This is a genomic window from Amycolatopsis sp. MJM2582 (genome assembly GCF_000754115.1).
GTDB lineage: Bacteria > Actinomycetota > Actinomycetes > Mycobacteriales > Pseudonocardiaceae > Amycolatopsis > Amycolatopsis japonica.
This window is the reverse complement of the sequence record NZ_JPLW01000005.1, coordinates 1-13,390: the sequence shown is the minus strand read 5'-3', so window position 1 is coordinate 13,390 and position 13,390 is coordinate 1. Positions and strand designations below refer to the sequence as shown.

Annotated in this window: 8 protein-coding genes; 2 read left to right on the top strand and 6 right to left on the bottom strand. The window is 70.1% G+C overall.

Features of this window, described 5'->3' with window-relative positions:
* Window positions 1–58 precede the first annotated feature (58 nt).
* A complete protein-coding gene (locus tag ED92_RS27850; protein WP_037343537.1) occupies window positions 59–1,300 on the top strand; it encodes an alpha/beta hydrolase in 1,242 nt (413 codons plus the stop codon).
* A gap of 372 nt (window positions 1,301–1,672) precedes the next feature.
* On the opposite strand, the gene ED92_RS27845 is transcribed toward ED92_RS27850, so the two are convergent.
* The 3 genes from ED92_RS27845 to ED92_RS27835 all read right to left on the bottom strand — a co-directional run bounded on the left by ED92_RS27845 (window position 1,673) and on the right by ED92_RS27835 (window position 7,813).
* Complete coding sequence (locus ED92_RS27845; protein ID WP_037343534.1) at window positions 1,673–2,857, bottom strand: SWIM zinc finger family protein; 1,185 nt, start codon at window positions 2,855–2,857, stop codon at window positions 1,673–1,675.
* A complete protein-coding gene (locus tag ED92_RS27840) occupies window positions 2,857–5,643 on the bottom strand; it encodes a DEAD/DEAH box helicase (protein WP_369797435.1) in 2,787 nt (928 codons plus the stop codon). The genes ED92_RS27845 and ED92_RS27840 overlap by 1 nt, the downstream gene beginning before the upstream one ends.
* Before the next feature lie 94 nt (window positions 5,644–5,737).
* Entirely contained in the window at window positions 5,738–7,813 is a 2,076-nt protein-coding gene (locus ED92_RS27835) for an acyl-CoA dehydrogenase (protein WP_037343530.1), read from the bottom strand.
* Window positions 7,814–7,958: 145 nt separating this feature from the next.
* Here ED92_RS27835 and kstR point away from each other — a divergent pair, with 145 nt between their 5' ends.
* The gene (kstR, locus tag ED92_RS27830) at window positions 7,959–8,606 is read left to right on the top strand and encodes a cholesterol catabolism transcriptional regulator KstR (RefSeq protein WP_037344473.1); all 648 of its coding nucleotides are present in this window, start codon (window positions 7,959–7,961) and stop codon (window positions 8,604–8,606) included.
* 60 nt (window positions 8,607–8,666) lie between these two features.
* Here kstR and ED92_RS27825 read toward each other — a convergent pair whose 3' ends face one another.
* From ED92_RS27825 to icmF, 3 genes are all read right to left on the bottom strand, one after another.
* Complete coding sequence (locus ED92_RS27825) at window positions 8,667–9,656, bottom strand: TIGR03557 family F420-dependent LLM class oxidoreductase (RefSeq protein WP_034322416.1); 990 nt, start codon at window positions 9,654–9,656, stop codon at window positions 8,667–8,669.
* Window positions 9,653–10,498, bottom strand: a complete 846-nt coding sequence (locus ED92_RS27820) for an LLM class F420-dependent oxidoreductase (RefSeq protein WP_037343527.1) — start codon at window positions 10,496–10,498, stop codon at window positions 9,653–9,655. Before ED92_RS27820 ends, ED92_RS27825 begins: the two co-directional genes overlap by 4 nt.
* 43 nt (window positions 10,499–10,541) lie before the next feature.
* Window positions 10,542–13,390: fused isobutyryl-CoA mutase/GTPase IcmF (gene icmF, locus ED92_RS27815; RefSeq protein ID WP_037343524.1), on the bottom strand; the 2,849-nt coding region annotated here is incomplete at its 5' end.

Genomic DNA, 13,390 nt, shown 5'->3' with positions numbered 1-13,390 from the left:
CCTTAAGTGAACTTTGCAACCCGTTCTAGGCGGTCACCCAGCGGTAGGATCGGTGGCCATGCAGCCGAGTTTCGTCGTCCGCCAGGCACTCCAGCTCGCGCTCACCGCGAACGCGCTGAAGCCGCCGAGAGGCGCGCGGACGGCGGTCCCGGCGTTCTTCGCGGGCTGGCTCACCGGGGAGCTCGCCCCGCATCTGCTCGCGCTCACCGCGGCCGACGCGGCGGCGCACGTCGCCCGGCACCGCGGCGCGTCGAGCAAAACGGGGCTCGCCCTCGCGGCGGCGTCGGCGGCCGGGCTCGGCACGCTGATCGCCCAGTCCCAGCGGGCGCGCGACGAGATCGAGACCGCGCTGACCGAAGGCATCGGCGAGGCGTACGCCGACGAACTCGAACACCCGCCGAGCCCGACCGACCTCGCGACGCCGTGGGGCCAGCTGGCCATGCCGTTCCGCATGCGCGACCCCGAGGTCCGGCGGACACGCAACGTCGCCTACGCGCCCGGCGGGAAGCGGTTCCTGCTCGACATCTACGCCCCGCGTGAACCGGTCACCGGCGCGCCGATCCTGCTGCAGGTGCACGGCGGCGCCTGGGTGATCGGCAACAAGGACCAGCAGGGCCTGCCGCTGATGCTGCACATGGCCAAACGCGGCTGGATCTGCGTCGCGATCAACTACCCGCTCTCCCCCGCCGCCCGCTGGCCCGCGCATATCGTCGCCGCGAAACGCGCGCTGGCCTGGATCCGGGACAACGCGGTGACCTACGGCGGCGACCCGTCCTTCATCGCCGTCACCGGCGGATCCGCGGGCGGGCATCTCGCCGCGCTGCTGGCACTGACCGCCAACGACCCGGCGCTGCAGCCCGGCTTCACCGAAGCCGACACGAGCATCCAGGCGTGCGCCCCGCACTACGGTGTGTACGACTTCGCCGCGACCAGCGGACGGCGCTCCAGCCAGACCCGGCTGAAGACGCTCATCGCCCGGCACGTCTTCGAGGCGGACCGGGATCCGGTGAACTTCCTCGACGACTACATCGCGGCGTCCCCGCTCGACCGCATCACCGAGGACGCGCCGCCGTTCTTCGTCATCCACGGCGTCCACGACTCGCTGGTGCCGGTGGGTGAGGCGCGCGAATTCGTGCGGCGCCTGCGGGACAAGTCCCAGCGTGAGGTCGCGTACGCGGAGATCTCCGGCGCGCAGCACGCCTTCGACGTCTTCCCCTCGATCCGCAGCGCCCATGTGGTGCGCGGGGTGGAACGGTTCCTGGAGTGGAGCTACCGCACCTGGCGGCGCCGCTCCGGCTGACCGCGGCCCCGTCCGTGAAGGCCTCCTTGCCTACCCTCAAGGTAGTGAAGGAGGCCTTCACGGACTACGCGATCGCCACCGCAGCCTCAGTGGCACCAGCAGTCACAACGGCCGCGTGTGAAGGACCCTCCACACCTTCCTCAAGTACATGAAGGCCCCCTTCCTTGCGTCTAGCGCAAGGAAGGGGGCCTTCATGTACTTGAGGGGCGAGCGAGCGGGCCAGCGGCGCGGTGGGGCGGGTCTCGTGAACGGCAAGGACCGTTAGAACCAACCGTGTCCTGGACACCTACTGGCGGTCTTTCGTGACTGGCCGGACGACTCGCGTGATCAGACGGACGACACGCGTGTCTGGACGGACGACTCGCGGCGAGGTCAGGGCGGGTAGATCACATCGGTCGGCCGGGCGGAGGACGGGCCGTCGACCCGCCAGCCCTCGCCGTCGCGCACGAAGCGGTACCACCGTTCGTCGCGGCCGTAGCGCAGTTGCAGATCGCCCTGGGTGATGCGGTTCCGCCAGATCTTGGGCTCTCCCGGCAATCCCGACTCGGCGAGGTCCGCCTTGGCCTGGGCGAGCGGCGCCTGCCCCGGCGGCCACGTCTCCCGGACCACCGCCATCCCGCCCCGGCCCGCCTCACGCCAGGCCTGCGCCCACAGGGCCAGATCCCGCACCGCCACCCCGGCCGCTTCGGCGAGTTCGGCGATCAGGTGCGGCTCGCTCGCCGCCGCGCGGCGCGCGAGGTCTTCCTCGAACGACAGCTCCGCTTCACGCTCGGGCCCCATGACCAGCAGTTCCCAGGCCCTCGCGGCGGCATCGGCGGCCAGCTCGACGAACATCTCCCCGCTCCAGCCGGTGCGATGCGGCGGGTCGACGTCGAGGACCGCGGGCGGGCCGACCGTGCCCGGGACGGCCAATCGCGGCGGCAGCGCGGCGATCCGCCGGGTGTAGGCCCGCTTCGGATCCACCCCGGGCGCGGCGGGGGCGCGCACCCGCTTGCCCGGCGCGCCCGCGGGCGCGCGGCGGGACCGCAGTTCCGCGAGCACGGCCTCCCTCGGCCTGCCGCGCAGCAGGAACAGCACGAACGGGTCGGCGTCGACCTCGTCCGCGACCAGGTAGTACACCGCGGCCACGTGTTTGCACGGGTTCGCGCTGTCCGGACAGGAGCACTTCGGCCGCAGATCGCCGGGGCCGGGCAGCAGATCCGCGCCGGCGCTGCGCGCGTCCTCGGCCAGCTCGGCGGGCAGTTCGCCGTCGAGGAGGGCGGCGACGTGCCCGAGCCGCGAGCCGACCATGCCGAGCAGGCTCTCCCACTGCGGCTCGGTGAACGCCCGCATGTGGATGGTCACCCGGTACGGCACCGCCCGGCTGCCCTGCACCCAGGCCGTCACCTCCCCCGCGCCGACCGCGAGCTTGCTGACGGTGCCTTTGCGCGCGTACGTCCGGCCTCGCGGCAGGCGGTTCGGGTCGAGTTTGGCGCGTTCCTCCAGCGCCTCGACCCACGCCTTGCCCCACCACGTGTTGCCGAAGGTGCGCCGTTTCCGCCCTGTCGCGCCGGGCATCACGGCTCCCCGAGCCGGACCAGATCGGCCAATTCGTCGTCGGACAGCTCGGTGATCCAGTCCTCGCCGGCGCCGATGACCGCGTCGGCCAGCCCGCGTTTGGTCTCCAGGACCTTGGCGATGCGCTCCTCGAGCGTGCCTTCGGCGATCAGCCGGTGCACCTGGACCGGCCGGTCCTGCCCGATCCGGTACGCGCGGTCGGTGGCCTGGTCCTCGACGGCCGGGTTCCACCAGCGGTCGTAGTGGATCACGTGGGTGGCCTTGGTCAGGTTGAGCCCGACCCCGCCCGCCTTGAGCGAGAGCAGGAAGACCGGGACCTCACCGGCCTGGAACCGGGCGACCATGTCCTCCCGGACCTTGGGCGTGCTCGATCCGGACAGCAACATCGTCGGCAGACCGCGTTCGGCCAGGCGTTTCTCCAGCAGACGGCACAGCTGGACGTACTGGCTGAACACGAGCACGCTGTCGCCCTCGTCGAGGATGACGTCGAGCAGCTCTTCGAACGCGGCGAGCTTGCCGGACCGGCCGTGCAATACGCCAGGTTCCTTGAGGTACTGCGCCGGGTGGTTGCAGATCTGTTTGAGCTCGGTGAGCAGTTTGAGCACCTGCCCACGCCGGGCCACCCCGTCCAGCTCGCGGATCATCGCGAGATTCTCCCGGACCACGGCCTCGTACAGCGTCGTCTGCTCGGCGGTGAGCGGGACGAACCGGTCGGTCTCGGTCTTGCGCGGGAGTTCGGGAGCGATGTCCGGGTCGGTCTTCTTGCGGCGCAACAGGAACGGACGGACGGTCGCGGCGAGCCGTTCGGTCGCCGCGGTGTCCCGGTCCCGCTCGATCGGGCGGGCGACCTTGCGGCGGAACCCGTCGAGCGAACCGAGCAGCCCCGGCGTCGTCCAGTCGATGATGGACCACAATTCGGTGAGCCGGTTCTCCATCGGTGTCCCGGTCAGCGCGACCTTCGCGGCGGCCGGGATCTTCCGCAATTCCTTAGCGGTGACCGAAAGCGGGTTCTTCACGTGCTGCGCCTCGTCGGCGGCGATCATCCCCCAGTCCACTTCGGACAGTGCTTCGCGATCGCGGCGGAGCACCCCGTACGTGGCGAGCACGACCTCGTCCGGCGCGACCTCGTCGAGATGCCGCCCGCCACCGTGGAACCGGCGCACCGGGATGTCCGGCGCGAACCGGGCGAATTCGCGTTCCCAGTTGCCCAGCAACGACGTCGGGCACAGGACGAGCGTCGGCCCATCGCCGCGCGGGCGGCGGTGCAGGTGCAGGGAGATGAGCTGGATCGTCTTGCCGAGCCCCATGTCGTCGGCGAGGCAGGCGCCGAGACCGAGCCCGGTCATCGTCGCCAGCCAGGCGAGCCCGGCCTTCTGGTACGGCCGCAGGGTGGCCTTCAGTTCGGCGGGCTGCTCGATCGGTTCCGCCGCGCTGTCGCGGATCCGCTGGAGTAGCCCCGTCAACGCCGACGGGGCGGTGAACTCGACCTTTTCGCCGTCCAGCTCCAGTTCGCCGGTGAGCGCCGCGGCCAGCGCCTCGGCCCCGGACAGCTTCTTCGCCCGGTGGGCGCGCACCTTGGCGATCAGACGCGCGTCGACCTTGACCCATTTGCCCCGCAGCCGCACCAGCGGCCGCTTCGCCTCCGCGAGCGCGGTGACCTCGGCGTCGGTGAGGTCTTCGTCGCCGAGGCTCATCCGCCAGCGGAACCGCAGCAGGCTCTTGAGCGTGAACTCGGGCCCGGTGACGCTGCCCGGGGCCTGCGTCGCGCTCGCCTTCGCCTTGAGCTCGCCCGCGAAGAGGTCTTTCGGCCACTGCACCTCGATGCCGGCACCGCCCAGCGCCGCGTCGCCGTGGGTCAGCAGGTCGACGACCTCGTCGTAGTCCAGCGCCAGCCCGGTCGGCGCGGCGGTCTGGAGCATGCGGCCGAGCGGCGCCCACGCCCTGGCGCCCCGGCGCAGGCCGAGCAGCAGCTGCGTCTCGACCTGCTCGCCCATGCGTTCCAGCACCGCCTCCGGCGCGTCCCACAGTGTCGCCGCCTCGACGATCAGGCTCGGGTCGGCGGCGCTCCGCACGGCGAGGACGGCCTCGAACGTGGGCTCGTCTTCGGGGTTTTCGGGTTCGTGCACCTCCATGCGCAGGACGAGATGCGCGCCCTGGGCCTGCCGGGCACTCAGTTCCGCCAACCACGCGGCGCCGTCCGGCCCGACCAATGTCGGCTCCGCGGCCGCGAACGCCGGACCGCCCGCCGCCACACTCGCGGCGGGCGTGCGGACCAGCACGTCCGCCGTCGCGTCCCAGAGCGCGCGGATCAACGACTCCGGCGAATGCAGCCGGATCCGTTTCAGTCCGGACAACGGCAGCGCGTGCGCCTCGGGAGGCAGCGCGGCGGCGAGCCCGCGCAGCATCTCCTCGTCGGCGACGTCGAGCGGGCCGACCCGCCACGAATCCACCCCGCCGGGTGAGGCCGCGGGCAGCAACCTGCCGCGGGCGATGAGGTTCACGCCGGCCTCGGCGACGGCCGACCACGCGGCGATGGCCGGGCTCAGCTCACCCTCCGCGGTGAGCAGCCGCGGAATCGCGCGTGACAACGGGACGAGTGCCGCGTCGACCTTCGTGCGCCGGAAGACCTTCCCCACCGGCAGCACGAGTTCGATCGCGGTGTCACCCGCTACGCCGTCTCCCCAGAGCGCCAGCACTCCGTCCCGCGGGGGATCCGAGGGGACGAAGGTGGCCTGGGTTCCTGTGCCGAACTCCACGCCCCGCACGCTAGAGCACCGGACCGACATCTCCCGGGCGGCGGTGTCATGAAAGGGCCGTTCAGGACACGAAACGTCCTGAACGGCCCTTTCATGACACTCGGAACCGGCGTGACAGGGACTTTCAGGACCGCGGCAGCCCCAGCAACCGCTCGGCCGTCAGCGACAGCAGCACCTGGGTCGTCCCGCCCGCGATGCTGAGGCACCGGGTCAGCAGGAACTCGTGCTGCGCCGGGTCACCGTCCACCAGGGCGCGCTCACCGAGCGACTCCAGCGCGAACTCCGCCACCGCCTGCCGATGCCGCACGCCCAGCAGTTTGCGCACACTCGATTCGGCGCCCGGGTCTTGCCCGTCGAGCCGCCGCAACGTCGCCCGCAGGTCCAGCACCGAACACGCGCTCCCGTCGGCGATCAGCGCGCCGAGTTCCTCCAGGTCGGCGTCGTCGCCCAGGGTGGCGAGCAGGTTTTCGACGCCCTCCCCCACCGCCGAACCGCTCCCGAGGGCGACCCGTTCGTTCGCCAGCGTCGTCCGCGCGAGCCGCCAGCCGCCGTCGATCTCGCCGACCACCATCTCGTCGGGGACGAACACGTCGTCGAGGAACACCTCGTTGAAGACGGCGTCGCCGGTGATCTCGCGCAGGGGCCGCGTACTGATCCCGTCGGCGGTCATGTCGACCAGGAAGTAGGTGATCCCCTGGTGTTTCGGCGCGTCCGGGTCGGTGCGCGCGAGGCAGATCGCCCAGTCGGCTTCGCGCGCGAGCGAAGTCCACACCTTCTGGCCGTTGAGCAGCCATCCGCCGTCGGCACGGCGGGCCGTCGTGCGCAGCGACGCGAGATCCGAACCCGCCCCGGGCTCGCTGAACAGCTGGCACCAGGTGATCTCGCCGCGCAAAGTCGGTGCGGCGAACCGTTCGCGCTGCGCCGGGGAACCGTGTTCCAGCAACGTCGGCACGGCCCAGCCGCCGATGACCAGATCCGGACGGCGGACCCCCGCGTCGTCGAGCGCGGCGTCGATCCGCAGTTGCTCGGCGGCCGTGGCGCCCCTGCCGTACGGCGCGGGCCAATGCGGGGCCAGCAGTCCCGAATCGGCCAGTGCGACCCGCCGTTCCGGCTCGGGAAGAGCGGCGATTTCGCTGACCACGTCACGGAGTTCGGCGTCTTCACCGACGTCGACGCTCAAGGTCCGGCGGTCACCGCGCAGCGCGAGTTCGGCCGCGCGACGGCGCCAGCGGGCGGAACCGCCGAGCCATTGCCGCAGGGCGACGGCGCGGCGTAGGTAGAAGTGCGCGTCATGCTCCCAGGTGAATCCGATGCCGCCGAGGACCTGGATGCAGTCCTTCGCGTTGGCCACGGCCGCGTCGAGCGCGTAGGCCGCGGCCGTCGCGGCCGCGAGGGAGTGCTGCGCGGGATCTTCAGCCGCCCTCGCCGCGTCCCACGCGAGCGCGTCGGTGGCTTCGGCCCGGCACAGCATTTCCGCGCACAGATGTTTGATCGCTTGGAACGACCCGATAGGACGGCCGAACTGCTCTCGCACCTTCGCGTACTCGACGGCCGTCCGGAGACACCATCGAGCGATTCCCGCGGCTTCGGCGGCACCGAGCGTGGCGGCGTAGGCATCCACCGGCAACGCCTCGAAAACCGCTTCGGGCCGCACCTTCTCGCATCGGACGCGGCCGACCGGCCGCGAGAGGTCGAACGGCTCGCCCTGCCGGATGTCCATTCCGGACGCTCCGGGCGGGATGAGCGCGGACACCGTGCCGTCGGAGACCAGCGTCCACGCCGACGGGTGAACATCGAGAGCCGGTCCCGATTCGCCGTCGACCACCTCGTCCGCGACACGGAAACCGCCGCCCAGCACCACCGCCAGCCGTTCGGTCCCGTCGGCGAGACCGGGCAGGATCTCCTTGGCGGTCTGGGGAACCGTCGCGAGCAACGCCCCACCCAACGCCGTCCCGAGGACAGGGCCGGGTACGAGTGCTTCGGCTGCTTCGGCGAGCCCGGCGGCCAGATCGGCGAGCGTGCCGCCGGCGCCGCCGACGTCTTCGGGAATCGCCACGCCGAACAGCCCGAGCTCCGCCAGTCCTGGCGGCGGCTCGGCGATCCGGCCACTTCGGACGGCGTCGACGGGACGAGCGGACGTCGCCCAGGCGCGGATCGACGCGGCCAGGGCCGCCTGTTCTTCGGTGAGCGCGATCGACACGGGTGAGACCTCCTCGCCGGACCTACCCGCGAGTGTAGAACGTGTTACAGTTTCTTGCCCAGTGGGTCACGTCTTGAACAGTTCGTCCGCTTAGGTACGCTACGTGAGGAAAGTGGAACAAGTTCCGACGAAGGGGGACGTGGCGATGCCAGGGAAGGCCAAGGCACCCACGAGCGCGAAGGCGCGAAGCGGCAACGGTCTCTCCGCACTGGGCGGCGAGGAACTCGGCTCCGCGGCCCAACGCGACCGGCGGCGCCGCATCATCGACGCGACCCTGACGCTCGCCGCGAAGGGCGGGTACGACGCGGTCCAGATGCGGGCGGTCGCCGAGAAGGCGGACGTCGCGCTCGGCACGCTGTACCGCTACTTCCCCTCCAAGATCCACCTGCTGGTTTCCGGGCTGGCCAGGGAATTCGAGCGCGCGCAGGAGAAACTCGACCGCGCCGCCATCCCTGGCGACACCTCGAGCGAGCGGCTGATGTTCGTCCTCGGCCGCAACACGCGGCTGATGCAGCGGGATCCGCATCTGACCGAGGCGATGGTCCGCGCGTTCATGTTCGCCGACACGACCGCGGCCGCCGAGGTCGAACAGGTCGGGCGGCTGATGGAGAACATGTTCGCCAAGGCCATGGGCATCGAGGACCCGACCGAGGCCGATCGCGACATCTTCCACGTCATCGCCGACGTCTGGATGGCGAACCTGGTCGCCTGGGTGACCCGGCGCGCGTCGGCGGCCGACGTCGCGAACCGGCTGGAGCTGTCGGTGCACCTGCTGCTGGACAAGAACGTCTGAACGCCATGAACGGGACGTTCCTTGCGAAATTTGCAAGGAACGTCCCGTTCATAGCGCGCGTCAGGCGGTCAGCTTGGGCAGCACGTCCCGCCCGAAGGTCTCGATGAACTGATCCTGGTTCCGCCCCACGTTGTGGATGTAGATCCGGTTGAAGCCGGCGTCGACGTACTTCTGCAGCGCCGCGCGGTGCACGTCCGGATCGGACGACACGACCATGCGCCCCTCGAAGTCCTCACGCCGCACCAGTTTCGCCATCTGCGCGAAGTCGAACGGCGAGCGGATGTCGGCCTTCGGGAACTTCATGCCGCCGTTGGGCCACTGGTCGAGCGCGTTGGCCCACGCCGTCTCGTCGTCCTCGGCCCACGACAGGTGCACCTGCAGCAGCTTCGGCATCGAGTCCGGATCCTTGCCCGCCTTGCGCGCGCCGGTGCCGAAGTTGTCGAGGATCCCCGCCAGCTTCTCGATCGACGCGCCCGGCGTGATCAGCCCGTCCGCGAGCTCACCGGTCTTGCGCGAGGTGTACGGCCCGGCCGACGCGATGTAGATCGGCGGCGGCTCGTCCGGCAGCGTCCACAGCCGGGTGGTGTGCAGTTTGAAGAACTCGCCGCTGTGCTTGACGTCCTTGCCGGTGAACAGCTTCCGGATGACCTCCAGCGCCTCGAACATCCGCCGGACCCGCTCGGGCGCTTCGGGCCAGTAGCCGCCGATGATGTGCTCGTTGAGCGCTTCGCCGGACCCGATACCGAGCCACGTCCGGCCCGGATAGGTCGCCTCCAGCGTCGCCGCGGCCTGCGCGACCATCGACGGGTGCAGCCGGAACGACGGGCACGTCACGCCCGGCCCGAGGTCGCCCGTGGTGTTCTCCGCCAACGACGCGAGCACGCTCCACACGAACGACGCTTCACCCTGTTGAGGGACCCACGGCTGGAAGTGGTCGGCCGCCATCTGGCCGGAGAACCCGTGCTGTTCGGCCAGCGCGGCCAGCCGGATCGACTCGCGCGGGGAGAACTGCTCCAACGCCGCGGCCAAGCCGATTTGAACCTCAGTCACGCCTGCTGCCCCTTTCGAAAGCTCTCGGCGACCTTCGCGAACTGGTCGAGTCGGTCCAGTGTCGCCGCTTCGGGCTCGGTCGGCAGGAAGAGCGTCGCCTCGTCGACGCCGCCCTCGACGAGCCTGCCCAGCGCGTCCTCTTCCGGCGTGGCACCGAAGGCCGAGAACCTGATGTCCTCGCGTCCCTGGTCGGCCAGCCACTGACGTGCCCGGCGGAGCTCCTCCGGCGGGGTGTGCGCGTGCGGCAGCCAGCCGTCGCCGAACTTGGCGATCCGCTCCATCGCCTTCTGCCCCGCGCCGCCGATGTAGATGGGCGGATGCGGTTTCTGCACCGGCTTCGGCCACGCGAAGATCGGGTCGAAGTCGATGTGCTCGCCGTGGAATTCGGCCTCGTCCTTCGTCCAGATCTCCTTCAGCGCGGCGAGTTGCTCGTCGACGAGCGCGCCGCGGGTGCGCGGATCCGTGCCGTGATTGCGCATTTCCTCCCGGTTCCAGCCGACGCCGACGCCGAAGACGAACCGGCCCCGCGAGACCAGATCCAGCGAAGCGACCTCCTTCGCCGTGTGGATGACGTCGCGCTGCTGCAGCAACGCGACGCCCGTCCCCAGCTTCAGGGTCGACGTGGCCCCGGCCGCCGCCGTCAGCGCGACGAACGGGTCCAGGGTCCGGTAGTACACGCGCGGCAGTTCGCCGCCGCCCGGGTACGGCGTTTCCCGGCTGACCGGGATATGCGAATGCTCCGCGATGTGGAGCGAGCTGAAGCCGCGCTCTTCGGCTGCCGCGGCGAGGACGTCCGGCCTGATGCCTTCATCGGTGATGAAGGTGGCGATTCCGATCTCCATGTCCAGCAACTACCCGGACACGCGCCGCGATATTCCCGTGCCGCTAGACGTTGCGCCGGTACTGCCCGCCCACTTCGAAGAACGCCTCGGTGATCTGGCCCAGCGAGCACACCCGCGCCGCGTCCATCAGGACACCGAACAGGTTGCCGCCGCGGGTCGCGGCCTCGCGCAGCGTCTTGAGCGCGACCTGCGCCTCGGCGTGGTGGCGGCGCTGGAAGTCCTCGAGCCGCTCCAGCTGCGAACGCTTCTCGTCCTCGGTCGCCCGCGCGAGTTCCACCTCGACGTCGTTCTCGCCGCCGTTCGGGTTGCGGAAGGTGTTGACGCCGATGATCGGCAGCGTGCCGTCGTGCTTCTGGCGTTCGTACAGGATCGACTCGTCCTGGATCTTGCCGCGCTGGTAGCCGGTCTCCATCGCGCCCAGCACCCCACCGCGCTCGGAGATCCGGTCGAATTCCAGCAGTACGGCCTCTTCGACCAGGTCGGTCAGCTCGTCGATGATGAACGAGCCCTGCAGCGGGTTCTCGTTCTTCGACAGGCCCCACTCCTTGTTGATGATCATCTGGATGGCCATCGCGCGCCGCACCGAGCTCTCCGACGGCGTGGTGATCGCCTCGTCGAAAGCGTTGGTGTGCAACGAGTTCGCGTTGTCGTAGAGCGCGCACAGCGCCTGCAGCGTGGTACGGATGTCGTTGAAGCTCATCTCCTGCGCGTGCAGCGACCGGCCGGAGGTCTGCACGTGGTACTTGAGCTTCTGCGAGCGCTCGTTGGCGCCGTAGCGCTCCCGCATCGCGACCGCCCAGATCCGGCGCGCGACCCGGCCCAGCACCGAGTACTCGGCGTCCATGCCGTTGGAGAAGAAGAACGACAGGTTCGGCGCGAAGTCGTCGATGTCCATCCCGCGCGCGAGGTAGCTCTCGACGTAGGTGAAACCGTTCGACAGGGTGAACGCCAGCTGCGAGATCGGGTTCGCCCCGGCCTCGGCGATGTGATAGCCGGAGATCGACACCGAGTAGAAGTTCCGGACGCCGTGCTCGATGAACCATTCCTGGATGTCGGCCATCATGCGCAGGCTGAACTCGGTGGAGAAGATGCAGGTGTTCTGCCCCTGGTCCTCCTTGAGGATGTCCGCCTGCACGGTGCCGCGGACGTTGCGCAGCGCCCACTCGCGCAGTTCGGCGGCCTCAGTTTCGGACGGCTCGCGGCCGTGCTCGGCCTTGAACGCCGCCATCCGCTGGTCGATCGCGGTGTTGAGGAAGAACGCGAGGATCGTCGGCGCCGGGCCGTTGATCGTCATCGACACCGACGTGCTCGGCGAGGTCAGGTCGAAGCCGTCGTAGAGCACCTCCATGTCCTCCAGCGTCGCGATGGAGACGCCCGAGGTGCCGACCTTGCCGTAGATGTCGGGGCGGGTGTGCGGGTCGTGCCCGTACAGCGTCACCGAGTCGAAGGCGGTCGAAAGGCGCTTCGCGTCGGAATCGGCCGAGAGGAGCTTGAACCGCTTGTTGGTCCGGAACGGGTCGCCCTCGCCCGCGAACATGCGCGCCGGGTCCTCACCCTCGCGCTTGAACGGGAAGACGCCCGCGGTGTAAGGGAAGTATCCGGGCAGGTGCTCGCGGCGCAGGAACGACAGCAGCTCGCCGGATTCGGTGTAGCGCGGCAGCGCCACGCGCGGGATCCGGTTGCCGGACAGCGTGTCGCGCCAGAGCTGGGTGTGCAGCTCCTTGTCGCGGATCTTCACGACCAGCTCGTCGGCACGGTAGGACTCGGCCAGCTCCTGGAAGCGCGCCAGGAGATTCGTCGATTCACCGTCCACATCGGACTCGGCGGCGGCGAGCAGGCCGTCGAGCGCGTCGGTGCTCGCGTCGACGGCGGCCAGCGCCTCCTTGGCGGCGGCGAGGTGCTCGCGTTTGCGCAGCGCGGCGACCTGCTGCTCGGTCTTGGCGTGGTAACCGCGGACGGTCTCGGAGATCTCCGCGAGATAGCGCGTCCGGTTGGCCGGGATGATCGTGCTGGCGTCGGTGGAGACCTTGCCTTCGACGTGCGGGAGCACACCGGCCGACACGGTCAGCCCGCGTTCGGCGAGGGTGTCGCGCAGGTGCTGGTAGAGCGCGGTGACGCCGTCGTCGTTGAACTTCGCGGCGCTGGTGCCGTAGACCGGCATGTCCTCGGGCGAAGAGCTGAACGCCTCGCGGTTGCGCACCAGCTGGCGCGCGACGTCGCGACGGGCGTCTTCGGCGCCGCGGCGCTCGAACTTGTTGATCGCCACCGCGTCGGCGAAGTCGAGCATGTCGATCTTCTCCAGCTGCGACGCCGCGCCGAACTCCGGCGTCATGACGTACAGCGACTGGTCCACGTAGTCGACGATGCCGGCGTCGCCCTGGCCGATGCCGGGCGTCTCGACGATCACCAGATCGAAACCCGCCGCCTTGCAGGCGAGGATGGACTCGGAAAGCCCGGTGGGGATCTCGCCGCTGGTGGTCCGCGTGGCGAGGGACCGGAAGTAGACCGGGCTGCCGTCGAGGCAGTTCATCCGGATGCGGTCGCCGAGCAGCGCTCCCCCGCCCTTGCGGCGCGACGGGTCGACGGCGAGCACGGCGATGCGGAGCTTGTCCTCCTGGTCCAGCCGGAACCGGCGGATCAGCTCGTCGGTGAGCGACGACTTGCCGGAACCACCCGTCCCGGTGATGCCGAGGACCGGCACGGTCCGCGACTTGGCGGCCTCCGTGATCTTGTCGAGCACGTCCTGCGGCAGCGCCTCGCGTTGAAGCTGCGTGATGACCCGCGACAGCGCCGGGATGTCACCCGAGAGCAGTTTGTCCAGCGAGCCGGGCGATTGCGCCGCGAGATCGGTGTCGCAGGCCTTGATCATCAGGTTGATCATGCCCGGCAGGC

What these genes read in the sequence shown, in the direction of transcription:
- ED92_RS27850 (WP_037343537.1), top strand. Translation starts at nt 59, where the DNA reads ATGCAGCCGAGTTTCGTCGTCCGCCAGGCACTCCAGCTCGCGCTCACC.
- ED92_RS27845 (WP_037343534.1), bottom strand. Translation starts at nt 2,857, where the DNA reads ATGCCCGGCGCGACAGGGCGGAAACGGCGCACCTTCGGCAACACGTGG.
- ED92_RS27840 (WP_369797435.1), bottom strand. Translation starts at nt 5,643, where the DNA reads ATGTCGGTCCGGTGCTCTAGCGTGCGGGGCGTGGAGTTCGGCACAGGA.
- kstR (WP_037344473.1), top strand. Translation starts at nt 7,959, where the DNA reads ATGCCAGGGAAGGCCAAGGCACCCACGAGCGCGAAGGCGCGAAGCGGC.
- ED92_RS27820 (WP_037343527.1), bottom strand. Translation starts at nt 10,498, where the DNA reads ATGGAGATCGGAATCGCCACCTTCATCACCGATGAAGGCATCAGGCCG.